The 23,840-nt window shown below is 59.7% G+C and carries 19 protein-coding genes and 1 tRNA gene; 13 read left to right on the forward strand and 7 right to left on the reverse strand.

Features of this window, described 5'->3' with window-relative positions; translation table 11 throughout:
• Positions 1-3: 3 nt before the first annotated feature.
• Together E4P32_RS17030 and E4P32_RS17035 are read right to left on the reverse strand one after the other, a co-directional pair.
• On the reverse strand, positions 4-435 hold the full coding sequence (locus tag E4P32_RS17030) for an HIT family protein (RefSeq protein WP_116436408.1): 432 nt from the start codon (positions 433-435) through the stop codon (positions 4-6).
• Between the two features lie 2 nt (positions 436-437).
• Complete coding sequence (locus tag E4P32_RS17035; protein WP_116436409.1) at positions 438-4,448, reverse strand: FAD/FMN-binding oxidoreductase; 4,011 nt, start codon at positions 4,446-4,448, stop codon at positions 438-440.
• Between the two features lie 369 nt (positions 4,449-4,817).
• On the opposite strand from E4P32_RS17035, the gene E4P32_RS17040 reads away from it, so the two are divergent.
• The gene (locus tag E4P32_RS17040) at positions 4,818-5,765 is read left to right on the forward strand and encodes a ZIP family metal transporter (RefSeq protein WP_116436640.1); all 948 of its coding nucleotides are present in this window, start codon (positions 4,818-4,820) and stop codon (positions 5,763-5,765) included.
• On the opposite strand, the gene E4P32_RS17045 is transcribed toward E4P32_RS17040, so the two are convergent.
• Positions 5,757-6,248, reverse strand: a complete 492-nt coding sequence (locus tag E4P32_RS17045; protein WP_116436410.1) for a YqaA family protein — start codon at positions 6,246-6,248, stop codon at positions 5,757-5,759. The two genes, E4P32_RS17040 and E4P32_RS17045, sit on opposite strands and share 9 nt — an antisense overlap.
• Positions 6,249-6,506: 258 nt before the next feature.
• On the opposite strand from E4P32_RS17045, the gene ilvA reads away from it, so the two are divergent.
• The 6 genes from ilvA (at position 6,507) to rapZ (ending at position 12,626) form a co-directional block, all read left to right on the forward strand.
• Positions 6,507-8,033 (forward strand): threonine ammonia-lyase, biosynthetic, encoded by a 1,527-nt coding sequence (ilvA, locus tag E4P32_RS17050; protein ID WP_116436411.1) that lies wholly within the window; start codon positions 6,507-6,509, stop codon positions 8,031-8,033.
• Between the two features lie 62 nt (positions 8,034-8,095).
• Positions 8,096-8,950 carry an NADPH-dependent 7-cyano-7-deazaguanine reductase QueF gene (gene queF, locus E4P32_RS17055; protein ID WP_116436412.1) on the forward strand — a complete coding sequence of 285 codons (855 nt, stop codon included), beginning with the start codon at positions 8,096-8,098 and terminating at the stop codon, positions 8,948-8,950.
• Between the two features lie 470 nt (positions 8,951-9,420).
• Positions 9,421-9,927, forward strand: coding sequence for a hypothetical protein (locus E4P32_RS17060; protein WP_116436641.1), 507 nt, complete (start codon positions 9,421-9,423; stop codon positions 9,925-9,927).
• A gap of 198 nt (positions 9,928-10,125) precedes the next feature.
• Complete coding sequence (locus E4P32_RS17065; RefSeq protein ID WP_116436413.1) at positions 10,126-10,599, forward strand: PTS sugar transporter subunit IIA; 474 nt, start codon at positions 10,126-10,128, stop codon at positions 10,597-10,599.
• Positions 10,600-10,690: 91 nt separating this feature from the next.
• Positions 10,691-11,629, forward strand: a complete 939-nt coding sequence (gene hprK / locus E4P32_RS17070) for an HPr(Ser) kinase/phosphatase (RefSeq protein ID WP_034295585.1) — start codon at positions 10,691-10,693, stop codon at positions 11,627-11,629.
• A gap of 133 nt (positions 11,630-11,762) precedes the next feature.
• Positions 11,763-12,626, forward strand: a complete 864-nt coding sequence (rapZ, locus tag E4P32_RS17075; RefSeq protein ID WP_199525696.1) for an RNase adapter RapZ — start codon at positions 11,763-11,765, stop codon at positions 12,624-12,626.
• Positions 12,627-12,660: 34 nt separating this feature from the next.
• Here rapZ and mutY read toward each other — a convergent pair whose 3' ends face one another.
• Entirely contained in the window at positions 12,661-13,776 is a 1,116-nt protein-coding gene (mutY, locus tag E4P32_RS17080; RefSeq protein WP_116436415.1) for an A/G-specific adenine glycosylase, read from the reverse strand.
• Complete coding sequence (gene mutM, locus E4P32_RS17085) at positions 13,773-14,603, reverse strand: bifunctional DNA-formamidopyrimidine glycosylase/DNA-(apurinic or apyrimidinic site) lyase (RefSeq protein ID WP_116436416.1); 831 nt, start codon at positions 14,601-14,603, stop codon at positions 13,773-13,775. Before mutM ends, mutY begins: the two co-directional genes overlap by 4 nt.
• 279 nt (positions 14,604-14,882) lie before the next feature.
• On the opposite strand from mutM, the gene E4P32_RS17090 reads away from it, so the two are divergent.
• From E4P32_RS17090 to E4P32_RS17115, 6 genes are all read left to right on the forward strand, one after another.
• Entirely contained in the window at positions 14,883-16,649 is a 1,767-nt protein-coding gene (locus tag E4P32_RS17090) for a tetratricopeptide repeat protein (protein WP_116436417.1), read from the forward strand.
• Positions 16,650-16,694: 45 nt separating this feature from the next.
• Positions 16,695-17,330, forward strand: a complete 636-nt coding sequence (locus E4P32_RS17095) for an outer membrane lipoprotein LolB (protein WP_116436418.1) — start codon at positions 16,695-16,697, stop codon at positions 17,328-17,330.
• Positions 17,331-17,384: 54 nt separating this feature from the next.
• Positions 17,385-18,254 carry a 4-(cytidine 5'-diphospho)-2-C-methyl-D-erythritol kinase gene (gene ispE / locus E4P32_RS17100; protein ID WP_116436419.1) on the forward strand — a complete coding sequence of 290 codons (870 nt, stop codon included), beginning with the start codon at positions 17,385-17,387 and terminating at the stop codon, positions 18,252-18,254.
• Positions 18,255-18,337: 83 nt separating this feature from the next.
• A tRNA-Gln gene (locus E4P32_RS17105) sits at positions 18,338-18,414 on the forward strand.
• Positions 18,415-18,547: 133 nt separating this feature from the next.
• Positions 18,548-19,498 (forward strand): ribose-phosphate pyrophosphokinase, encoded by a 951-nt coding sequence (locus tag E4P32_RS17110; RefSeq protein WP_016832843.1) that lies wholly within the window; start codon positions 18,548-18,550, stop codon positions 19,496-19,498.
• Between the two features lie 116 nt (positions 19,499-19,614).
• Positions 19,615-20,223 (forward strand): 50S ribosomal protein L25/general stress protein Ctc, encoded by a 609-nt coding sequence (locus E4P32_RS17115; RefSeq protein ID WP_116436420.1) that lies wholly within the window; start codon positions 19,615-19,617, stop codon positions 20,221-20,223.
• A 119-nt stretch (positions 20,224-20,342) separates the two neighbouring features.
• Here E4P32_RS17115 and E4P32_RS17120 read toward each other — a convergent pair whose 3' ends face one another.
• Together E4P32_RS17120 and E4P32_RS17125 are read right to left on the reverse strand one after the other, a co-directional pair.
• Positions 20,343-22,133 carry a M61 family metallopeptidase gene (locus E4P32_RS17120; RefSeq protein ID WP_116436421.1) on the reverse strand — a complete coding sequence of 597 codons (1,791 nt, stop codon included), beginning with the start codon at positions 22,131-22,133 and terminating at the stop codon, positions 20,343-20,345.
• Between the two features lie 208 nt (positions 22,134-22,341).
• On the reverse strand, positions 22,342-23,805 hold the full coding sequence (locus E4P32_RS17125; RefSeq protein WP_116436422.1) for a glutamate synthase subunit beta: 1,464 nt from the start codon (positions 23,803-23,805) through the stop codon (positions 22,342-22,344).
• Between the last annotated feature and the right edge of the window lie 35 nt (positions 23,806-23,840).

A 23,840-nucleotide genomic window follows, 5' to 3' on the forward strand; every position in this document is an offset into this window, starting at 1 on the left:
CAGTCAGGCTGCTGCCGCCAGTTCGCGCGCAATCGCGGCGCGCAGCTTGGGCAGCAAGGCGGTACGTCCGGCGAGGGATGCAGCGGCACTATCGCGGCGCGCCTCGGCCCAGACCGGGCTGGGGAAATGCGCGTCGTCGAGGTAGCGGGGAATCACGTGCCAATGCACATGCGGCGTCATGTTGCCGAGGCTGGCGACGTTGATTTTTTCGGGTTGCATGACTTCGCGCACGGCCGTTTCGACCGCCCACACCGCAGACATCACGGCGCTGCGGTCTGCCGGCGCGAGATCCGTCATTTCCTTGACGTGACCATTCCAGATCACGCGGCAGAAGCCGGGGTAAGCCGGCTCGTCGACCAGCACGACGCGCAAGCTGCCGCTGTTGAACAGCAGCTCGCCGCCGTCGCCGTCGCACAAATCGCAGGCACTCGTCATACTTACACCAGCACGCGTTCGATGCCGCCGTTGTTGGCGCGGGCCACGTAATCAGGCAACCAGTTTTCGCCGAGCAAATGCTTGGCCATTTCGACCACGATGTAATCGGCGGTGGTGCCCGAATCTTCGTTGTAGCGCGACAAACCCTGGAAGCACGATGGGCAGGAAGTGAGAATCTTGACGTCGCCGTCGAAGCCATCCGCGCGCACCTTGTCGGCGCCCTTGCGCATTTCTTCTTCCTTGCGGAAGCGCACCTGGGTCGAGACATCCGGACGGCTCACGCCGAAGGTGCCCGACTCGCCGCAGCAGCGATCGTTCTTCTCGATCTTTTGCGCGTCAATGGTGGTGATCAGCGCGTTGACGGTCTTCAGCGGATCCTGCAACTTCATCGGGCTGTGGCAAGGGTCGTGGTACATGTAGCGGGTACCGGTGACGCCTTCCAGGCGCACGCCCTTCTCCAGCAGATATTCGTGGATGTCGATAATGCGGCAACCCGGGAAGATCTTCTCGAATTCATAACCCTGCAACTGGTCGTAGCAGGTACCGCAGGACACCACGACGGTCTTGATGTCGAGGTAGTTCAGCGTGTTCGCCATGCGATGGAACAGCACGCGGTTGTCAGTGATGATCTTTTCGGCCTTGTCGAAATCGCCGCTGCCGCGTTGCGGATAACCGCAGCACAGGTAGCCTGGCGGCAATACGGTCTGCACGCCGACGTTCCACAGCATCGCCTGCGTGGCGAGGCCGACTTGCGAGAACAGACGCTCCGAACCACAACCCGGGAAGTAGAACACCGCTTCGGTTTCCGCCGTGGTGGTCTTCGGATCGCGGATGATCGGCACGATCTTGTCGTCTTCAATATCCAGCAAGGCGCGCGCAGTCTTCTTCGGCAGGTTGCCCGGCATCTTCTTGTTGATGAAGTGGATCACCTGCTCCTTGATCGGCGCCTTGCCGACCGTGGCCGCAGGTTTCTGCGTCTGCTTGCGGGCGAACTTCTTGAAGATGTCGTTGCCCAGGCGCTGCGCCTTGAAGCCCCAATCGGTCATCACCTTGCGCGTGGCGTTGATGGTGGCCGGATCGGTCGCGTTGAGGAAGAACATCGCCGCGGTGGTACCTGGATTGAACGACTTCTTGCCCATCTTGCGCAGCAGATTGCGCATGTTCATCGAGACGTCGCCGAAGTCGATGTCGACCGGGCAAGGCGTCACGCACTTGTGGCAGACGGTGCAATGGTCGGCGACGTCTTCGAACTCTTCCCAATGCTTGATCGACACGCCGCGGCGGGTCTGCTCTTCGTACAGGAACGCTTCGACCAGCAACGAGGTCGCCAGGATTTTATTCCGCGGCGAGTACAGCAGGTTGGCGCGCGGCACGTGGGTCGCACACACCGGTTTGCACTTGCCGCAACGCAGGCAGTCCTTGACGCTGTTGGCGATGGCGCCGATATCGCTTTGCTGCATGATCAGCGATTCGTGGCCCATCAGGCCGAAGGACGGCGTATAGGCGTTGGACAGGTCGGCTTCAAAGCCGGGCAGGTTCAGCAGCTTGCCCTTGTTGAAACGGCCTTCCGGATCGACGCGTAATTTGTAGTCGCGGAATTCGCTGATTTCATCTTCGGTCAGGAATTCGAGCTTGGTGATGCCGATGCCGTGCTCGCCGGAAATCACGCCGTCCAGCGAACGCGCCAGCGCCATGATGCGCGCCACGGCTTCGTGAGCATCCTGCAGCATCTGGTAGTGATCGGAGTTGACCGGCAAGTTGGTGTGCACGTTGCCGTCGCCGGCATGCATGTGCAGCGCCACGAACACGCGTCCGCGCAGCACGCGCTTGTGGACTGCGTTGCACTCTTCGAGGATCAGCTTGAATGCGCCGCCGCTGAAAATCTGACGCAGCTGCGCGCGCACTTCCTGCTTCCACGACACGCGCACGGTGCGGTCCTGCACGACGTGAAACACGTTGGCGTCAGGCTGGTCGAGCAAGCGCTGGTCGAATACCGGCAACAACTTGTCGAGACCCAGCGCGGCCATTTCATCCTTGGCCGCGCTCAACGGCTTGTCGAGATTGGCCAGCAGATAGGTCCAGCGCGCCTGGGTCCTGGCAATCAGGTCTTCAGCCTGATGCACGCGGTCTTCCAGCATTTCCGCAGCGGGAATGTCTTCGCCTTCGGCGTCGTCGCTCTTGCCCAGCGGCAGATTGCCCTTGACGAAGAAAGCGTTGAGCTCTTCCAGGAATTGCAGCTTGTTCTTGATCGACAGTTCGATGTTGATGCGCTCGATGCCGTCGGTGTACTCACCCATGCGCGGCAGCGGAATCACTACGTCTTCGTTGATCTTGAAGGCGTTGGTGTGCTTGGCGATGGCGGCGGTGCGCGAACGGTCGAGCCAGAACTTCTTGCGCGCTTCCGGGCTGATCGCGACGAAACCTTCGCCGACGCGATTGTTGGCCATGCGGATCACTTCCGAGGCGGCTTGCGCCACGGCGTTTTCGTCGTCGCCCACGATGTCGCCGATCAGCACCATCTTCGGCAACACGCCGCGTTTGGACTTGGTGGCGTAGCCGACTGCGCGCAGATAGCGCTCGTCCAGATGCTCCAGGCCGGCCAGGATGGCGCCGCCCTTTTTGGTTTCGGCGTCGAGGTAATTCTTGATTTCAACGATCGACGGAATCGCCTCACGCGCCTGACCGAAGAACTCGAGGCAGACGGTACGCGTCTGCTTCGGCATCTTGTGCAGGATCCAGCGCGCCGAAGTGATCAGGCCGTCGCAACCTTCTTTCTGAATACCAGGCAAACCCGAGAGGAATTTGTCGGTGACGTCTTTGCCCAGGCCTTCCTTGCGGAACTTGCGGCCGGCGATCTCGAGGATTTCGGTTTTGAAGACGTCGGTCTTCTGGCCTTTTTCGCCGGGATGCGACCACTCCAGCTTGAAGCTTGCCAGTTCGACGTCGTGGATCTTGCCGAGGTTGTGATCCAGGCGCGTGACTTCGAGCCAGTCGCCTTGCGGATCGACCATGCGCCAGCTGGCCAGGTTGTCGAGCGCGGTGCCCCACAATACGGCCTTCTTGCCGCCGGCGTTCATGGCGACGTTGCCGCCGATGCACGACGCTTCAGCCGAGGTAGGGTCGACCGCGAACACGAAGCCGGCTTTTTCAGCGGCGTCCGAGACGCGCTTGGTGACCACACCGGCGCCGGAATAAATCGTGGCGTATGGCTTGTCGAGGCCAGGCAGGACTTCCATCTCGACGGCGCCAAGCTGCTCCAGCTTTTCGGTATTGATGACGGCCGACATCGGCGTCAGCGGAATCGCGCCGCCGGTGTAACCGGTGCCGCCGCCGCGCGGGATGATGGTCAGACCAAGTTCGATACAGGCCTTGACCAGGCCGGCCATCTCGTCTTCGCTGTCGGGTGTCAGCACGACGAACGGATACTCGACGCGCCAGTCGGTGGCGTCGGTCACGTGCGAGACGCGCGACAGGCCGTCGAACTTGATGTTGTCCTTGGCGGTATAGCGGCCCAGAACCTTGGTGGCGCGCTTGCGCAGGTCGTAGGTGTGCTTGAATTCTTCGCCGAAATCAGCGATGGCCTTGCGTGCCGCCTTGATCAGCAGCTCGACATTGGCGCTGCGGCGCGCAGTATCAGCAGCCGCGGCATCGCCCGATTCGGACTGATTGACGTCGATGCGGCGCTTGTCCACTTCGGCCAGGCGATGGTGCAAGGCTTCGATCAATGCAGCGCGACGCTTGGGATTGTCCAGCATGTCGTCCTGCAGATACGGGTTGCGGCGCACCACCCAGATGTCGCCCAGCACCTCGTAAAGCATGCGTGCGGATCGACCGGTCTGGCGCTTGCTGCGCAACTCGTCGAGCACGCGCCACGCGTCTTCGCCCAACAGCCGAATCACGATTTCACGGTCGGAGAACGAGGTGTAGTTATAGGGAATTTCGCGCAAGCGCGTGGGGCTGGCACCTTGCGGTGCGTCAGTGAGCAAAGCCTGGATTTTTGCGGGGGCGTTCATTAATTTTGGAAAAAAATCTGCTGCCGGATATGCATTTTATCTTATTGCCGTCGCTCGCGAGGGAATGCCCTTACTTTCGGAAGAACAATGCGAAATGGTTCTTATTTGCGAAAAATCGCTACAATTGAGGCGATTTCCGCATCGCAACATAGTCGTCGCTATTGAATCAATAAATACAATCAATTTTTAAATATTGATCGTATAAATCTATTATTGACGCATCCCGACCTTTCCTTCGCCAACGGAGAATGCTATGTTGCAATTACTGATTACCGAAATTCTGGAAAATCTAGCCATCACCCTCGCCGAATACGCCGAGTGCAAAGCTTAGGACAGCCATCCGCCAATCCGATCCCGAGGATGACTGCCATGATACAAGCCCAATTGCGCGAACAATTCCCTGTCGAATCGACACCCGTAGTCCCTCCTTCCCAACCCGGATTCTGGGCCGGCCTGCGCTTGCGCCAGATCGCCATGCTGGCGGTCGGACTGGTGTTCGTCCTGGTCAAATCCTACGAAAGCCTGCAGGCCTTTTTCCTGGCCCATCCCGAAGTCAAGATGGCGCTGCTCGGCTCGTCCGCTGCGGCCGGACTGACGGCGCTGGGCGCACTCGGGGTGCTGTTCACGCGGCGCATTTCCGAACGCACGCAAGATGTGCTGCTTGGTTACGGCGGCGGCATCATGCTGGCGGCCAGCGTGTTTTCGCTGATCATTCCGGCCATGAACCAGGCGCAGACACTGGGCTATGAAAAAACCGGCGCGGTGCTGCTGACCGCCACCGGCATCATGGCCGGCGGCCTGTTCGTGCTGGCGATCAACCATCTGATACCGCACCAGCATTTCATCGCGCCCAATCCGGCGATCCAGGCTATGCGCACCAGCCGCATCTGGATGTTCGTGATGGCCGTGACGATCCACAATTTCCCCGAAGGCTTGGCGATCGGCGTGGGTTTCGGCGGCGACGATGTGGGCAAGGCGATTGCGCTGGCGACCGGCATCGGTATCCAGGATATTCCGGAGGGGCTGGTAGTAGCGCTGGCCTTGCGCTCGCTCGGTTATTCGCCGTGGAAGTCGGCCGGAGCAGGCATCCTGTCCGGACTCGTGGAACCGATCGGCGGCGTGCTCGGCGCGCTCGCCACCGGCGTGTCGGCCACGGCCTTGCCATGGGCTTTGGCCGGCGCAGGCGGCGCGATGCTGTTCGTGATCAGCCACGAAGTGATTCCGGAATCGCACCGGCAAGGCCATGAGACCCAGGCCACGCTCGGTCTGCTGGCCGGCTTCGTGACGATGATGCTGCTCGATACGCTGCTAGGCTAGCCAGTTCGCGATGCCGCGCCAGAAACCGTCCGGTACGTTGAGCAACAGCCAGGTCATGAACAGATAGCGCAGGAATTTGCCGATCATCATGTAAAACACCGACGGCCAGAACGGCAGCTTCAGCCAGCCGGCCAACGTGCAAATCGGATCGCCGACGCCCGGCAGCCAGGCCAGCAGCATGGTCTTGGGGCCGAAGCGTTCCAACCAGTGGAACCAGCGGCTGCTGCGTTCACGCGCAAAGGTCTGCTTGGCGCCGTAACCCATCCAGTAATCCACCATTCCTCCCAGCGTATTGCCCACCGTTGCCACCAGAATGACCGGCCAGAACATGTCGGCGTTGGCCTTGATAACCGCAAACACGGCCGGCTCCGAGCCGAGCGGCAGCAATGTCGCCGAGATGAAGCTGATGAAAAATACCGACGTCAGCCCGACGCTCGGTACGGCAAGGAAGTTCAGCAACCACAAAATGGCGGATTCAATCATGCAGACAAGATAAGCAGGAGTGGTGGGAGAAAATTGACGCGCATTAGCGCTGTTTGACTGCAGATGACAGCAAAAGCGAATTCTTCAAGCGGAAAAAAACCGGCGTTTCATATGCTGCATCCGCATGCGGATATAAGCCTGTCAGTCGCCTCCATTATAATGATCAGTTCGCCGCGCCCCTGCGTTTCCCGATCTGCCATCGGAAAACAGCGTGAGAATCGCAGTCCCAAACTGCGCCAACCGTGCCTTTAGCTGACTATGACCACCGATTATCTGCAAAAAATCCTTACCGCCCGTGTCTACGACGTTGCCGTTGAAACGCCGCTGGAAATTGCGAACACGCTGTCGCAACGGATGGAAAACCGGATTTACTTCAAACGTGAAGACATGCAGAGCGTGTTCAGCTTCAAGCTGCGCGGCGCGTACAACAAGATGGCGCACTTGCCGCCGGCGCAACTCAAGCGCGGCGTGATCTGCGCCTCGGCCGGCAACCATGCGCAAGGCGTTGCACTGTCGGCGGCCAAGCTCGGCTGCCGCGCCGTGATCGTGATGCCGACCACCACGCCGTCCGTCAAGATCGAAGCCGTCAAAGGCCGTGGCGGTGAAGTCGTGTTGTTCGGCGACTCGTTCACCGACGCCTACAACCACGCACTGACGCTGGAAAAGAAACTCAAGCTGACCTTCGTCCATCCTTTCGATGATCCTTATGTCATCGCCGGCCAGGGTACCGTCGGCATGGAAATCCTGCGCCAGCACCCCGACCCGATCCACGCCATCTTCGTCGCCATCGGCGGCGGCGGCCTGATCTCCGGAATTGCCGCCTACGTCAAGGCGGTGCGGCCCGACATCAAGATCATCGGCGTGCAAACCACCGACTCCGACGCCATGGCGCGCAGCATCAAGGCCGGTCGCCGCATCACCCTGCCCGACGTCGGCCTGTTCTCGGACGGCACGGCGGTCAAGCTGGTCGGCGAAGAAACCTTCCGCATCACGCGCGCGCTGGTGGACGACATCATCCTGGTCGACACCGACGCCGTGTGCACCGCGATCAAGGATATCTTCCAGGACACGCGCAGCATCGTCGAACCGGCCGGTGCACTGGCCGTGGCCGGCGCCAAGGCCTACATCGAACGCGCCAAGAACACCAAGAAGCCGATCAAGAATCAATCCCTGATCACCATCGCCTGCGGCGCCAACATGAACTTCGACCGCCTGCGTTTCGTCGCGGAAATGGCGGACGTCGGCGAGGCGCGCGAAGCGGTGTTCGCCGTGACGATTCCGGAAGAACACGGCAGCTTCAAACGCTTCTGCGAAGTGGTCGGCCCGCGCAACGTGACCGAGTTCAACTATCGCATCAGCGACGCCAAAGCGGCGCACATCTTCGTCGGCATCCAGACCAGCAGCGCCGACGAACCGGCCAAGATCGCCAAGACCTTCGAGAAGAACGGCTTCAGCACGCTCGACCTGACCCACGACGAACTGGCCAAGGTGCACATCCGCCATCTGGTCGGCGGCAAGAGCTCGCTGGCACAGGACGAACTGCTGTATCGCTTTGAATTCCCCGAGCGTCCGGGCGCGCTGATGCGCTTCCTCAGCACCATGAATCCGAACTGGAACATCAGTCTGTTCCACTACCGCAACCAGGGCGGCGACGTCGGCCGCATCCTGGTCGGCCTGCAGGTGCCGAAGAAGGAAATGAAGACCTTCCGCGCCTTCCTCGACAATCTCGGCTATCGCCATTGGGATGAAAGCAAGAACCCGCTGTACAAACTGTTCCTGGGCTGATGCCGCCGAGGACGCAATAGAGATTTCAGAAGCGATTTCAGAAGCACGAAGGAAGCAAGACCATGAATCACGCCAACACCAACGCCAGCAACTCGCCCGACACCTCGCCGCTGGGCAAGTCGTCCGCCTATCCGGACGCCTACGATCCGGCATTGCTGTTCCCGATTCCGCGCCAACCCAAACGCGACGAACTGGGTGTAACCGGCACGCTGCCGTTCTTCGGCGTCGACATCTGGAATGCGTATGAAGTGTCATGGCTGAACCAGCGCGGCAAGCCGCAGATCGCCATCGCCACGTTCATGATCCTGGCCGATTCGCCCAACATCATCGAATCGAAGTCGTTCAAGCTGTATCTGAACTCCTTCAACCAGACCCGCCTCGATGACCAGCAGGCTTTGATCGCGCTGTTGCAGAAAGATCTGTCGGCGGCCGCCGGCGCCGGCGTACAGGTGACGCTGACCGAACCGGGCGCGTTTTCGGCCTTGCAGATGGGCGAGCTGAGCGGCATGCTGCTCGATCGACTCGACATCGAAGTCGTCGATCACCATCCGGATCCGTCGTTGCTGTCGGCCAACCACGATGAAGCGATCGTCGAAGAAACGCTACTGTCGCATCTGCTCAAATCCAATTGCCCGGTCACCGGCCAGCCGGATTGGGGCAGCGTGCAGATTCATTACGTCGGCGCACCGATCAATCAGGAAGCGCTGCTGAAATACCTGATCGGTTTCCGCGAGCACAACGAATTCCACGAGCAATGCGTCGAGCGTATTTTCGTCGACGTACTGCGCCAGTGCCGTCCGCAAAAATTGGCAGTCTATGCACGCTACACGCGTCGCGGCGGCCTCGACATCAATCCGTGGCGCAGCAATTTTTCGGCCGCGCGTGCACCTTCCAACCTGCGCAACGCGCGGCAGTAAGTCTTCACCGGCGGCGATTTTTCAGGCACCGCCGGTTTTTTGTTACAAAACCATTACATCGTGAAGCCTGCCGCGTAACGCTCTTCCCTCGCGGCAGGTGGCGTTTTCGCGCATTTCCTTCGCAACATTTTGAAACGATTTATCCGCATTGCATAAAACTTCTTGTGCAATGATCCGGTCTCACTCTCGACTCCATCAGCACGCAATGCTCAACGCTCGTCCCGGGCATCGCCACGTCGATTTTTTTACGGCGAAGAAAGCTGGTCAGTTTCCTGCCGGCAGCAATCGCATTTATCAATTTGGTTTGTGCAGCGCCGATTGCAATCGCCTGTCGACACCATCAACAAACAGTGACAAACAGTGAAATAGCCAATAAAAATATGAGCCAATTACTTTCCTCCCTTCGCTCCTCCCGCACCTTGCTCGCCGGCGCCTTCGCACTTGGCTGCGCTGTGACCTCGCTGCCCGCCATGGCGCAGCAGAGCGATGAATTCAGCTGGTGGCAATCCATCAAGGATCACGCCTCGGAAATCGTCGACAAGGGCGACGACGCGATCTATGTGTCGGGACTGGCGCATCACGGGCGCAGCACCTATACCAAGGAAAAGCTCGATCAGCTGAACGAACATGCCTGGGGGCTTGGCTACGGCAAGACCATGCGCAACGAGCGCGGCAACGACGAGTCGCTGTACGGTTTCGTGATCAAGGATTCGCATCGCCACCCGCAAATCATGGCCGGTTACGCTTATGAATGGGTCTATCCGATCGGCCGCACACCGTTGGAAGTGGGCATCGGCGGCACCGCCATGCTGATGAGCCGTCAGGATTATTTCGGCGGCGTGCCATTCCCGGTGCCGCTGCCGCTGGCTTCGATCGGTACCAAGAAAGCCAAGGTCATGTTTGCTTATGTCCCGCGTTTCTCGTCGAACAAGAACAGCGGCGACGTATTGCTGGTTTTTGGTCGCATCGAGATGTAATCCGGGCTGTCATTTCAACCTGCGGCGTTTCGCCTGGTTCGCCTGTAAAGCAAGCCTGTCGCGCCGCTGCGGCGGCTTGCCGGGCTTCTTCTCGACAATACTGTTGTTTGCATTGAAGCAACGCCGGAATTCATTGCGTAACTCCCAAAGAAGCCTATAATCCTGCACAAAAGCCTATCTAGCGCCTTCTTTTGTGTCATGACAAATCTTGCAAAAATCCTCTCCCCAGAGAACGTCATTCTGGATCTGGAAGTCTCCAGCAAAAAACGAGCATTCGAACAAGCCGGACTTACCTTTGAAAACAACAGCGGCATCGCCCGCTCGACGGTTTCAGAAAACCTGTTTGCACGCGAACGACTCGGTTCAACGGGACTGGGCCACGGCGTCGCCGTTCCGCACGGCCGCATCAAGGGGCTGAAAGCACCGCTGGCGCTGTTCATGCGCCTGGCTGAAGCGATTCCTTTCGAGTCTCCTGACGGCGAACCGGTCAAGCTGCTGATCTTCCTGCTCATTCCCGACAACGTCACCCAGCAGCACCTGGAAATCCTGTCCGAAATTGCAGAGATGTTTTCGGACAATGCCTTCCGCAATGAATTGATTTCCGACCCGGACCAGGCGTCGGTCTATTCGCGCCTGGTGACCTGGCAGCCGTCGCTGGAAAAAACCAATTAAACGAAGCGCCGCGAACGATGCGATATTTTTCGCACCAGTTGCTCATACAGCCTCAACCACGCTTTGACCGCCCTATCGGAATCGGAGAACCATGCCTGCATTTACCGCGTTATCGATACAGCAACTGTATGAAGAAAATCGCGAATCGTTGCAACTGGGCTGGTTTGCCGGTTTCCCCGGCGGTGAACGCCTGATCTCCGGCGACGCCGCCTCCGCAGCCGACCAGGTTGGTCACCTTAACCTGATCCACCCGGGCCGTATCCAGGTCTTCGGCCACCAGGAAACCGAGTACTACCAACGCCTGTCGAACACCTCACGCGCCTATCAGACCGCGGAACTGGTCGCCGGCGAACCGCCCGCCTTCATCATCGCGCAAGGGCTGGCGACACCGCCCGACATCCTGGCGATCTGCGACGAAAAAAACATCCCCCTGTTCTCGACGCCGCTGCCGGCAGCGCAAGTCATCGATTACCTGCGCGTCTACCTGTCCAAAAAACTGGCACAGCAGATCACCATGCACGGCGTCTTCATGGACGTGCTCGGCGTGGGCGTGCTGATTACCGGCGAATCGGGACTGGGCAAAAGCGAACTCGGTCTGGAACTGATTTCACGCAGCCACGGCCTGGTGGCCGACGATGCGGTCGAATTCGCGCGTATCGCCCCCAACATGATCGAAGGCCGCTGCCCACCGCTGCTGCAGAATCTGCTGGAAGTGCGCGGCCTCGGACTGCTCGACATCAAGGCCATCTTCGGCGAAACCGCAGTACGCCGAAAAATGCGCCTGAAGCTGATCGTGCATCTGGTCCGCCGCAGCACGCTGGAAGAAAACTACGAACGCCTGCCGCTCGACGCGCAGTTCGAAGACGTGCTGGGCTTGCCGATCCGCAAAGTGGTCATTCCCGTGGCGGCCGGCCGCAATATCGCGGTGCTGCTGGAAGCGGCAGTACGCAACACCATCCTGCAATTGCGCGGCATCGACACGCTCAAGGAATTCATCGATCGCCAGCGCAAGGCGATGAACGGCGAATAAACCGGCGAGCGGAGAAAAGCAAAGTCCGGTAAAGATTTTTATGCGCCGTGCAAACAGGCCGCGCACGCGTTAAGCTGACAAGATACTGACCCACACTCAGACTTAGACTCTAGCTTGGGGTATCATCCTACTCATGCGTATCGTTCTTATTACCGGCATATCCGGCTCCGGCAAATCAGTGGCTCTCCACGTACTGGAAGACGCCGGCTATTTTTGCGTCGACAATCTGCCGCCGGCCCTGCTGCGCAATCTGGTGGAAACCCGCCAGAAAGAAGGCGACGAGGCCATGGCCGTGGCCACCGACGCGCGCAGCGCCGACTCCTTGGCCGGCCTTGGCCCCGACATCCAGTGGCTGAAAGACCAGGGCCATGACGTCAAGGTATTCTTCCTGACCGCCACCACCGAATCGCTGATCACGCGTTTTTCAGAAACGCGTCGCAGCCATCCGTTGTCGCATCGCCTGCTGCCCAACCAGAATCCGAGCGATCGCATGACGCTGACCGAGTGCATCCACAAGGAGCGCGAGATGCTGAGTGTGGTCGAAGGGCTGGGTCACGTGATCGACACCTCCAACCTGAGCGCCAACAAGTTGCGCGCCTGGATCCGCGATCTGATCGACACCAGCCGCGCCAGCCTGACGGTGCTGTTCGAATCCTTCGCATTCAAGTTCGGCGTGCCGCTCGATGCCGACCTGGTGTTCGACGTGCGCATGCTGCCCAATCCGCATTACGACCTGCGCCTGCGGCCACTGACCGGGCGCGATGCACCGGTGATCGAGTTCCTGGAAGATTTACCGGCGGTGCAGGATCTGCTCGGCGACATCCGCAACTTCGTCGAGAAGTGGCTGCCGTCGTTCAAGCGCGACAACCGCAGTTATCTCACCGTCGCCATCGGCTGCACCGGCGGCCAGCACCGCTCGGTGTACATCGTCGAGCAACTGGCGAAGCATTTTGCGGCGCAAGAAAATGTCGTTGTGCGGCATCGCCAGCTCAGCTGACGCAAGACCAACAAGACCGACGACGCGGACGACCTCAGCTCAGCAAGTCCTCGGTCTGCAATACACCCAACAATAATTTCTTGACCGGTGCCGGTAACGGCGCGTCGGCCAGTTGCGCGATCGGATACCAGACATGGACCGACTCTGCGACGTGTGGAAGACGCTTCTCCAGCACCACCTGGTACGGTGAAATGTGCAGCTTGAAATGTGTAAAGACATGCGAGAACGGCTGCAGTTTTCGGCACGCGGCAATCACGCCGAACGGTTGCATCGCCATCTCCACAGCAGTGCCGAAGGCGTCGGCGTCAGGGCTCAGCGGCAATTCCGGCAGAGACAGCAAGCCACCCCAGATGCCGCTGTCGGGACGCTGCTCAAGCAATACCTCGTTGCCTTCGCTGATCACCAGCATCATGGTTTCTTTTTCCGGCACCGCCTTCTTCGGCTTGCGCACCGGCAGCTCCGCCGTGCGGCCGGTGGCCAGCGCCACGCAGCGCGGCGCAAGCGGGCAACGGTCGCAGGCCGGCTTGCCGCGTACGCACAAGGTCGCGCCGAGGTCCATCAATCCTTGCGTATAGGACTCCATGTCGGTCTGCGGCAGCAGCGCCACCGCGCGCCGCCACAACTGATCTTCGACAGCCTTGGCGCCAGGAAAACCTTCGACGCCGAATACGCGCGCAAACACCCGCTTGACGTTGCCGTCCAAGATCGCTGCACGCTTGCCGTAAGAAAACGCAGCGATCGCCGCCGCCGTCGAACGGCCGATGCCTGGCAGGTCTGCCAGCAACTCGGGATCATCCGGGAAGCGGCCGCCGTATTCCGCTGTCACGCGCTGCGCGCAGCGATGCAGGTTGCGTGCACGAGTGTAATAACCGAGTCCGCTCCAGTGCGACATCACCGCTTCGGACGGTGCCGCCGCGAGGCTCTCAACGGTAGGAAAACTCTGCAGGAATTTCTGATAATACGGAATCACCGCCGTGACCTGCGTCTGCTGCAGCATGATTTCCGACAACCAGATGCGATAGGCGTCACGGGTGTTTTGCCACGGCAGCGCATGGCGGCCGTGCTGCTTTTGCCAGCCGATCACTGCCGCAGAAAAGGTCGGGTCGGCGAAATCCTGCGTCGCCTCGGTATTGTTGAGGACTCGCTTCATCGCTGGCAGACCACGCAATAGAAGGTGGAACGCTGGCCCTGCTTGATCTGCCTGATCGGCGTGGTACAGACACGGCAAGCCTGCCCGGTGCGGCTGTAGACGAAATAACTTTGCTGGAAATATCCCGACTGGCCATTGACGGCGATGAAATCGCGCAGGCTGCTGCCGCCTTGTTCGATGGCGGCAGCCAGCGTTTCGCGGATCGCGATCACCAGTTTTTCGTAGCGTGGCAGGCTGATCTTGCCGGCCGCCGTCTTGGGATTGATACCCGCCTTGAACAGGCTCTCCGACGCATAGATGTTGCCGACGCCGACCACGATGTCGCCGGCCAGCAGCACCTGCTTGATCGGCGCGCTGCGGTTGCGCGTCTGGCGATGCAGCTCGCGCGCGGAGAATTTGTCTTCCAGCGGCTCCAGGCCGAGCCCGCGCAACAGCGTGTGCTCTTCGATGTCGCCGTCGGCATTGTCATGCCACAGCACGGCCCCGAAACGCCGCGGATCGGTCATGCGCATGATGTTCTTGACCGGCTTGCCGACCACCAGGTCAAAGTGATCGTGCTTTTGCGGCGCGATACCCGGCGGCAAAATGCGCAGATGTCCCGACATGCCAAGATGCACGATCAAGGTGCCGTGATCGAAATTGATCAGCAGGTATTTGCCGCGCCGCCCGGTGGATCGGATGATGCGTCCGGCCAGCCGCTCGTTCAGATCGACAGGAAACGGCCAGCGCAATCCGGTGTGGCGCATCACCACTCCCGCAACCGTCTGCCCCTCGAGATGGGGAGCGACGCCGCGCCGGGTAACTTCTACTTCGGGTAATTCGGGCATGGAACGATGACTTTTTGGCTGGACTGAATTGGCTATCGGAAGAACAAATGAGGCCGCACGCGGTTAAACGCAAGACGGCTATGATAAATCACCTGCGATCACCAGCAATCACATGCGAGCAGACGCAGGCAGATGGTTTACACTCGCTTACACCAAGAAGTACACGGTTGAGCGTAAAATTAATATTTGCCTGCCCGTCTGTTCATTCTTGCCGGACTATTTCCAGATTACTCAGGATTACACTTGAAAAAACCTCTCGCCATTGTAACGCTCTCCCTCATGCTTTCCGCATGTGCAAGCCTGCAGCAACCCAGCGAGACCGATGCGGCTCCCGCTGCGGGCGGCAAGAAACAAACCCTGGTCAAGGCCTCGTCTGCACGCAAGGGACAAACCAAGGCCAAGGCCCAGCAGCCGGAAGACGTCGTGCCGCCGGCCGAGCTCAGCGAAGAAATCCTGTTCAAGATCCTCAGCTCCGAAATCGCCTTCCAGCGCGGTCAATGGCAAGCTGCTTATGTGACCTTGCTGGGCACGGCTCAGCAAACCCGCGATCCGCGCCTGGCCAAACGCGCCGCTGAAATCGCCCTCGCTGCGCGCCGCCCCAACGAAGCGCTGGCTGCCGTGCGCCTGTGGACCGAACTGGCGCCACATTCGGATGAAGCCCTGCAAAATTACCTCGGCCTGATCATGTTGGGCGACAACATCGGCGAAATCCAGCCGCTCTTGACCCAACGCCTGGCCGAAGCCGCCCCGCAGGCGCGTGGCCCGATGATCCTGCAAATCCAGCGTTTGCTCAGCCGTGCGCGCGACAAGACCGCTGCATTCAACATCCTGCAAGCGGTGACTGCACCGTATCCGAACCTGGTTGAAACTCATCTCGCGCTGTCTCAAGGCGCATTCGCCAACCGCGATGCAGTGCGCGCGCGCGACGAAGCCAATCAGGCGCTCAAGCTCAAGCCGGATTCCGAACTGGCGATCCTGACGCTGGCGCAAGTCACCCAGGATCCGACGGAAGCCATGAAGCTGGTGGCTGATTTCCTGAAAAAATATCCTGACGCGCGCGAAGTCCGCATCGCCTATGCGCGAGGCCTGGTTGAGCAAAAGCAGTTCGAACAGGCGCGCAGCCAGTTCCAGACGTTGCTGAAAGACGATCAGGAAGATCTGACTACGCTGTTCGCGCTCGGCATTCTGAACGTGCAGACCAATCATCTGCCGGAAGCCGAGACTTACCTCAAACGCTATCTCCAGGTATTGGCAACCCAGCCCGAAGATGAACGCGACCCGACCCAGGCCCTGCTGCTGCTGTCACAGATCGCCGAAGAGCGTAACGACGTGCCGGGCGCACTGAAATGGCTGGAACAGGTCGAACCGGGCGAAGCCTATATCAATGTGCAGATCCGTCGCGCCCAGTTGCTGGCAAAACGCGGCGACATCAACGGCGCCCGCGCCGTCTTGCAACAGGCGCAGGCCGAAGCCGGCAACGACCGCGAACAAATGCAGCTGATCCAGGGCGAAGCCCAGGTTCTGCGCGACGGCGAGCGTTACCAGGAGGCCGCCGACGTGCTGTCGGCCGGACTCAAGCGCTACCCGGAAAGCACCGACCTGCTGTACGACTACGCCATGGTCACCGACAAGACCGGCAACTACAAGGACATGGAAACCGCGCTGCGCAAGATCATCGAACTGGCGCCCAACAACCAGCACGCCTATAACGCGCTCGGCTATTCGTTCGCTGATCGCAACATCCGCCTGCCGGAAGCGGTCACGCTGATCAAGAAAGCCGTACAGCTGGCGCCGGAAGACGCTTTCATCGCCGACAGTCTGGGCTGGGCTGAATTCCGCCTGGGCAACCTCGAGGAAGCGGAAAAGGAATTGCGCCGCGCCTACGGCCTGCGTCCCGATCCGGAAATCGGCATCCACCTCGGCGAAATCCTGTGGGCGCGCGGCAAGCAGGATGAAGCCAAACGCCTGTGGCGCGAAGCCCAGTCGAAAGATCCGAAGAACGACGTCCTCAAGAGCACGCTGGATCGCCTCAAGGTGCAGTTGTAATGCCGACGGCGATTCAATGCTGATGCAAGGACACGGTTACTAGTCATGATGCGATTTTTCAGACATGCGGCCGCAACCGGCCTGGTGCTGCTGGCCGCCGGTTGCGCCAGCCTCTCTCCGCAAGACGGCAAAGACAACGGTCCCGCACTGGAGCGCCGTTACAGCGACGCCATCGATCTCGGCGGCCGGCTATCGGTGCGCTATGAGCAGGATGGGCGCGACCAGGCCGTACACGGCAGTTTCACCTGGAACCAGAGCGCGCGCCATGTCGTGGTGACCTTGTTGTCGCCGCTGGGACAAACCCTGGCCACGATCGACATCAAGCCCGGCATTGCCGTATTGACACAATCGGGCAAGCCGCCGCTGACCGCCGCCGACGTCGACATTCTCACCGAACAGGCGCTGGGCTGGCCCTTGCCGATTTCAGGCCTGCGCGACTGGCTGCAAGGCTTCGGACGCGGTGCCGACGGCAAACTGTTCGTAGCCCAGCCAGCCGCCGACACCGTGCGCCAGACGACGCGCGACGGTTGGAGCCTGAGCTACGGCGAATGGCAGGAAGGCGCGGCCAACACCGCCTCCAACCATCCCAAACGCATCGACCTGGCGCGTGAGACAAAACAAGCCGGTCCGGTCGCCATCCGCATCGTGATCGACAGTTGGAAAAACACCGGCGCTCAGTAATCACGAAACCGCCGGCGTTTTGACGTCCTCCCATTCGCTTTCCAGAATCATTCCATGCCAGCAAGCCTTTACGACTGCCCTGCGCCAGCCAAACTGAACCTGTTCCTGCACGTGACCGGCCGTCGTACGGACGGCTATCACCTGCTGCAAACGGTGTTCCAGCTGGTCGACCGCAGCGACGCGCTAGATTTCACGGTGCGCGACGACGGCGTCATCCATCGGACCAACGACATCCCGGGCGTGCCCGCGGACACCGACCTGGTGGTGCGCGCCGCGCGCCTGTTGCAGGCGGCGGGGGGTACCCCGCGGCTAGGCGCAGATATCACCGTGCGCAAGCAATTGCCGATGGGCGGCGGCCTCGGTGGCGGTTCCTCGGACGCCGCGACCACGCTGATGGTGCTCAATCATCTGTGGCAAACCGGCCTGACGCGCGCACAATTGATGGCGCTGGGCCTGCAGCTGGGCGCCGACGTGCCGTTTTTCGTGTTCGGCGGCAATGCCTTCGCCGAAGGCGTGGGCGAAGAACTTTTGCCCCTGAAAACCGCCGATTGCTGGTTCGTGGTGATTGAACCGGGCGTATCTGTTCCCACTGCGATAATTTTTTCGTCGCAGGAATTGACAAGGGATACGAAAGTGGTCAAAATAACGGACTTTCCTGAAGCGCATAATCTTCTTTACAGCGGCTTCGGGAGAAACGACTTAGAAGTGGTGGCTGCCAGGCAGTTTCCTCCTGTCGCTGATGCCATCAAGTGGCTCAAGACATTTGGAAATGCAAGGATGACCGGATCCGGCGCTTGTGTGTTCTGTGCTTTTGAACATGAACATCAGGCCGACGAAGTGCTGAAACAGATGCCTTCACAATGGACCGCGTGGAAAGCCAAAGCGATGCAGGAACATCCTCTCGCCCATTTGACAAAGTCGTAGCCAAGAATTGGTTTGACGGCGAATGACAGACGATGCAAGCAAGAAGCGCAACGGATCGTTCGGCGACAGACAGCAGATTGCGTAGGGGAATCGCCAAGTTGGTTAAGGCACTGGATTTTGATTCCAGCATTCCAAGGTTCGAATCCTTGTTCCCCTGCCATTAAATTTGGGCAATAGTGAAGCGCCCATAAAGAAATAGAAAAGCCAAAGAGATAAGCCGCCAACGCAAGACTGTACAAGTCGAGCATTGTCGGCTTTTCGACTTTTAAACGATTGCATTCAGGGATACCCACATGGCAAACGAAAACCTGATGGTTTTTACCGGCAGCGCCAACCCAGAACTGGCGCAAGGCGTCGTTGAAAAACTCGGTATCCCTCTGGGCAAGGCCAATGTGTCGAAGTTCTCCGACGGCGAAGTGATGGTCGAGATCAACGAAAACGTCCGCGGTAAAGACGTCTTCGTGCTGCAGTCCACCTGCGCACCGACCAACGACAACCTGATGGAAATCATGATCATGGTCGACGCGCTCAAGCGCGCATCGGCCGGTCGTATCACCGCCGCGATTCCTTACTACGGCTATGCGCGCCAAGACCGCCGTCCGCGTTCCGCCCGTGTTGCGATTTCGGCAAAAGTCGTCGCCAACATGCTGCAGGAAGCCGGCGTTGAACGCGTCCTGATCATGGATCTGCACGCCGACCAGATTCAGGGCTTCTTCGATATTCCGGTCGACAACATCTATGCATCGCCGATTTTGCTGGGCGATCTGGTGAGCAAGAACTACGACGACCTGCTGGTCGTATCGCCTGACGTCGGCGGCGTGGTGCGCGCCCGTGCGTTGGCGAAGCGCCTCGGCTGCGACCTGGCGATCATCGACAAACGCCGCCCGAAGGCGAACGTGTCGGAAGTCATGAACATCATCGGTGAAGTCGAAGGCCGCAACTGCGTGATCATGGATGACATGGTCGATACCGCCGGCACGCTGACCAAGGCTGCCGAAGTCTTGAAAGAGCGCGGCGCCAAGAAGGTTGTCGCCTACTGTACGCACCCTGTGCTATCCGGCCCGGCGCTGGACCGCATCGCCAATTCGCCGCTGGACGAGCTGGTCGTCACCGACACGATTCCACTGTCGGACGCCGCCAAGGCCTGCGGCAAGATTCGCCAACTGACTTGCGCCAGCCTGCTGGCCGAGACATTCAAGCGCATCAGCAAGGGCGACTCGGTGATGTCGCTGTTTGCGGAATAAGTTTTAGCTGTAGATTCAGTTTTAATCCCGTCATGCAAATGACGGGATCCTTGAATCCCCTGGTCGCGGGGGATTTTTAACGCGAGACGAAAGTCCCGCAACCTTTGGAGTTTCACATGAAAGTTATCGCATTTCCACGCAAAGAGCAGGGGACCGGAGCGAGCCGCCGCCTGCGTATTGCTGGTCAAACACCAGCCATCGTCTACGGTGGCACAGCTGCACCGCTGAACATCGCTCTGGACCACAACGCGCTGTACCACGCGTTGAAGAAAGAAGCCTTCCACTCGTCGATCCTGGATCTGGAAATCGAAGGCAAGGTTGAACAAGTTCTGCTGCGCGACTTCCAAGTCCACGCATACAAGCAACTGGTTCTGCACGTTGACTTCCAACGCGTCGATGCATCGCAAAAGATCCACGTCAAGGTGCCACTGCACTTTGTGAACGCTGACATCTCCCCAGCCGTCAAGCTGGCATCGGGCATCATCAGCCACGTGCAAAGCGAACTGGACATCTCCTGCCTGCCTAAGGATCTGCCGGAATTCGTTTCCGTTGATCTGGCCGCACTGGAAGTCGGTCACTCGATCCACTTGGCTGACCTGAAGCTGCCAAACGGCGTGACTGCTGTTTCGCAAGAAAACCTGACTATTGCTACCGCTTCGGTACCAGCAGGCAAGGTTGAAGCTGAAGGCGCAGCACCTGCAGCAGGCGAAGCAGAAGCGAAGTAATCTTCGATTCAGGCTAGCATCAGCAGCAAATAAAAAACCCGCTTCGGCGGGTTTTTTTATTGCCTGCATTTCCGGCACAGGCCCGGCGTCGGCAACAAGCCGACGCCATCGCACCAGGACTACCGTCCCAACCACGCCTTGCGCTTGCGTACCAAAGCAAGCGGCTTGTCTTGCGCCGTCAGCGTTACTTGCGGCGCGCCGTCATTCTTCAGCTTGACCTTGAAACACATCAGCTCGTCGCGACGGAACACGTGCAATTCAACCACGTCGTTCTCGTTGTAACGCGCCAGCAAGCCGTCCATGCCTGCCGGTGGAATACGTACGCCGTCAAGCGCCACCAGGCGATCGCCCGCCGACAATCCGGCGCGCTGCCCTGCTCCGCCTTCATATACACTGGCAAGCTTGGCGTCGCCGCCATCGCGCGTCACACGAACATTCATGCCCGGTTTGACGTCCTTGCGCACGTCCGCATAGGCAACGCCGAACGGCGCCATCAACGACTCCAGCGGCACATCTTCGGTGCCACGGATATAGCGGTCGAAGAAGCGCTTCAGCTTTACGCCGCTGACTTCTTCGAACAAGGCCTCCGCCTCCTCCTCACCGACACCCTTGCCGCCCTTGCGACTATAGAAATCACGGCCGTACTGCTGCCACAGCGCCAGCATCACGTCGTCCAGCGATTTGCGGCCATTGGTTTCGGTGCGGATCGTCAGGTCGAGACCCAGCGCCACCAGTGAACCCTTGGTGTAATAGCTGACGATGGCGTTCGGCGCGTTTTCATCCTGGCGGTAGTATTTGACCCAAGCGTCGAAGCTCGATTCGGCCACGCTCTGCTTGCGGCGGCCGCTGCCGCGCAAGACGCCATTGACGGTCTTCGACAGCATTTTCAAATAATCCGGTGTATCGATCAGGCCGGTGCGCACCAGGAACAGATCGTCGTAGTAACTGGTGAAACCCTCGAACAGCCACAGCAGCGAGGTGTAGCCCTCTTCCCGCAAATCATACGGCGCGAACATCGCCGGCTTGATGCGCTTGACGTTCCAGGTGTGGAAATATTCGTGGCTGCACAGGCCGAGATAGGTGCGATAGCCATCGGTCGATTCCGCCTTGCCCTTGACCGGCAGATCGCTGCGCGCGCAGATCAGCGCGGTCGAAGCACGATGCTCCAGACCGCCGTAGCCATCGCCGACGACCATGGTCATGAAGACATAACGCGACATCGGCGCGCGCTTGCTTTTCGGTTCGAAGAAGGCGATCTGTGCTTCGCAGATTTTCTTGAGATCGGCGGACAAGCGCGCCAGATCCAGGTTCGGCACATTGCCGGTGATGACGATATCGTGCGGCACGCCATGCGCCGTGAACGTGGCCAGCGCAAAGTCGCCAAGCTCGACCGGATGATCGATCAGCTCGTCGTAATCGCCGGCGACATAGGTGCCGAAGCCATAACGCTTGGCCTTGAGTTCCGGCAGGGACGTCGCCACGCGCCAGCGCTTGTAGGCGTCGCCGTCCGGACGACGAATGTCGACGACGTGCTCCGCTTGCTCCTGCCCCTCGACGCGCAAGAACACGCTGGTGCCGTTGAAGAAGGCGTGGGTCTGGTCCAGATGCGCGGTGCGCACCGACAAGTCCCAGGCGTAGACCTGATAGCTCAGCGTCAGCGGGCCTGTACACGGCGCAGCGCGCCAGGTGTGTTTGTCGAGTTTGCGCAGCGCGACTTTCTTGCCGCCGGCCTCACCGCGTAGCTGGACAATGTTGCGCGCGAATTCGCGAATCATGTAGCTGCCGGGAATCCACGCCGGCAAGGAAAATACCTGGCCGTCGGCAGCCGGCGCATCGACCGTCAGGGTGACGTCGAATACGTGGGCGGCGCAGTCGTTGGAGGTGATGCTGTAGCGAATCGGGGTGGTCATGTTGTTCTTCGGTTATCGTCGGCAGGAGCGAGGACAGGCCGTGTCTGAAAAGTGAAATTCAATTGTACTTGAGCAAGGCTGATCCGGGCTGACGCAGGGCTGATTTTGGAGGATCACCGCCCGCCTTTTCCAGCACCGGAAAGCAAGAAGCCGGAAAGACTTTCGTCAATCCGGCTTTTTTACTGCGTTCGCTTTTTACAGTGTCGTATCAGCGTGGCAGCACCGACGAGCCCATCAGGAACTCATCAACGGCGCGTGCGCATTGACGGCCTTCACGGATCGCCCACACCACCAGCGACTGGCCACGACGCATGTCGCCTGCGGCAAAGACCTTGTCGACCGAAGTCTTGTAGCAGCCTTCGCCGTCAGTTGTCGCCTTAACGTTGCCGCGCTGGTCCTTGTCGACGCCGAACGCTTCCAGCACTTGCTGCACCGGCGAGACGAAGCCCATGGCCAACAGCACCAGGTCGGCCTTCATTTCGAATTCGGAATTCGGCACTTCCTGCATCTTGCCGTCCTTCCATTCGACGCGCGCGGCGATCAGTTTTTCAACCTTGCCGTTCTTGCCTTCCAGACGCTTGGTCGCCACAGCCCAATCGCGGTCGCAACCTTCTTCATGCGACGATGACGTGCGCAGCTTGGTTGGCCAGTACGGCCAGACCATCGGCTTGTTTTCCGTTTCCGGCGGTTGCGGCATCAGTTCGAACTGGGCTACCGAAGCAGCGCCGTGACGGTTCGAGGTACCGACGCAGTCGGAGCCGGTATCGCCGCCGCCGATCACGACCACGTGCTTGTCGGTCGCCATGATCTGGCCCTTGAGCTTGTCGCCGGCGTTGACCTTGTTTTGCAGCGGCAGGAATTCCATGGCGAAATGCACGCCCTTCAATTCACGGCCCGGCACCGGCAAGTCGCGTGGCAGTTCTGCACCGCCGGCGATGACGACGGCATCGAAGTCTTTCTTCAGGTCGTCAGGGGAAACCGTTTCCTTGGACCAGTTGGTGATGTTGGTCGGGAAATCCTTGCCCACCAATGTGCTGGTGCGGAAGACAACGCCTTCGGCTTGCATCTGTTCGACGCGCAGGTCGATGTGCGACTTTTCCATCTTGAAGTCGGGGATGCCGTAACGCAGCAGGCCGCCGACGCGATCGTTCTTTTCGAACACGGTAACGTCATGGCCGGCGCGCGCCAGCTGCTGTGCGGCAGCCATGCCGGCAGGACCGGAGCCGACCACGGCGACCTTCTTGCCGGTCTTGACGGCGGCCGGTTGCGGCGTGACCCAGCCGTTTTCCCAGCCCTTGTCGATGATGAAGTGCTCGATCGACTTGATGCCGACGGCGTCGCTGTTGATGCCCAGCGTGCAGGCGGATTCGCACGGCGCCGGGCAGATGCGGCCGGTGAACTCGGGGAAGTTGTTGGTCGAGTGCAGCGTGTCCAGCGCTTCCTTGTAGTCGCCGCGATAGACCAGGTCGTTCCAGTCGGGAATGATGTTGTTGACCGGGCAGCCGTTGTTGCAGAACGGGATGCCGCAATCCATGCAACGTGCGCCTTGTACTTTGGCTTCCGCGTCGCCCAGGTGCAGGACGAATTCCTTGTAGTGCTTCATGCGCGACTGCGGCGCTTCGCTCGCCTCTTTCAGGCGCTCATATTCCATAAAGCCGGTTACTTTACCCATTTTCCACTCACATTCTTCGCTAAGGATAGGCGGCG

This window comes from Herbaspirillum sp. 3R11, assembly GCF_004563925.1.
Lineage (GTDB): Bacteria > Pseudomonadota > Gammaproteobacteria > Burkholderiales > Burkholderiaceae_D > Herbaspirillum.

Coding starts and splice junctions, on each gene's coding strand:
- E4P32_RS17030 (WP_116436408.1), bottom strand. CDS start 435: ATGACGAGTGCCTGCGATTTGTGCGACGGCGACGGCGGCGAGCTGCTG.
- E4P32_RS17035 (WP_116436409.1), bottom strand. CDS start 4,448: ATGAACGCCCCCGCAAAAATCCAGGCTTTGCTCACTGACGCACCGCAA.
- E4P32_RS17040 (WP_116436640.1), top strand. CDS start 4,818: ATGATACAAGCCCAATTGCGCGAACAATTCCCTGTCGAATCGACACCC.
- E4P32_RS17045 (WP_116436410.1), bottom strand. CDS start 6,248: ATGATTGAATCCGCCATTTTGTGGTTGCTGAACTTCCTTGCCGTACCG.
- ilvA (WP_116436411.1), top strand. CDS start 6,507: ATGACCACCGATTATCTGCAAAAAATCCTTACCGCCCGTGTCTACGAC.
- queF (WP_116436412.1), top strand. CDS start 8,096: ATGAATCACGCCAACACCAACGCCAGCAACTCGCCCGACACCTCGCCG.
- E4P32_RS17060 (WP_116436641.1), top strand. CDS start 9,421: ATGGCGCAGCAGAGCGATGAATTCAGCTGGTGGCAATCCATCAAGGAT.
- E4P32_RS17065 (WP_116436413.1), top strand. CDS start 10,126: ATGACAAATCTTGCAAAAATCCTCTCCCCAGAGAACGTCATTCTGGAT.
- hprK (WP_034295585.1), top strand. CDS start 10,691: ATGCCTGCATTTACCGCGTTATCGATACAGCAACTGTATGAAGAAAAT.
- rapZ (WP_199525696.1), top strand. CDS start 11,763: ATGCGTATCGTTCTTATTACCGGCATATCCGGCTCCGGCAAATCAGTG.
- mutY (WP_116436415.1), bottom strand. CDS start 13,776: ATGAAGCGAGTCCTCAACAATACCGAGGCGACGCAGGATTTCGCCGAC.
- mutM (WP_116436416.1), bottom strand. CDS start 14,603: ATGCCCGAATTACCCGAAGTAGAAGTTACCCGGCGCGGCGTCGCTCCC.
- E4P32_RS17090 (WP_116436417.1), top strand. CDS start 14,883: ATGCTTTCCGCATGTGCAAGCCTGCAGCAACCCAGCGAGACCGATGCG.
- E4P32_RS17095 (WP_116436418.1), top strand. CDS start 16,695: ATGATGCGATTTTTCAGACATGCGGCCGCAACCGGCCTGGTGCTGCTG.
- ispE (WP_116436419.1), top strand. CDS start 17,385: ATGCCAGCAAGCCTTTACGACTGCCCTGCGCCAGCCAAACTGAACCTG.
- E4P32_RS17110 (WP_016832843.1), top strand. CDS start 18,548: ATGGCAAACGAAAACCTGATGGTTTTTACCGGCAGCGCCAACCCAGAA.
- E4P32_RS17115 (WP_116436420.1), top strand. CDS start 19,615: ATGAAAGTTATCGCATTTCCACGCAAAGAGCAGGGGACCGGAGCGAGC.
- E4P32_RS17120 (WP_116436421.1), bottom strand. CDS start 22,133: ATGACCACCCCGATTCGCTACAGCATCACCTCCAACGACTGCGCCGCC.
- E4P32_RS17125 (WP_116436422.1), bottom strand. CDS start 23,805: ATGGGTAAAGTAACCGGCTTTATGGAATATGAGCGCCTGAAAGAGGCG.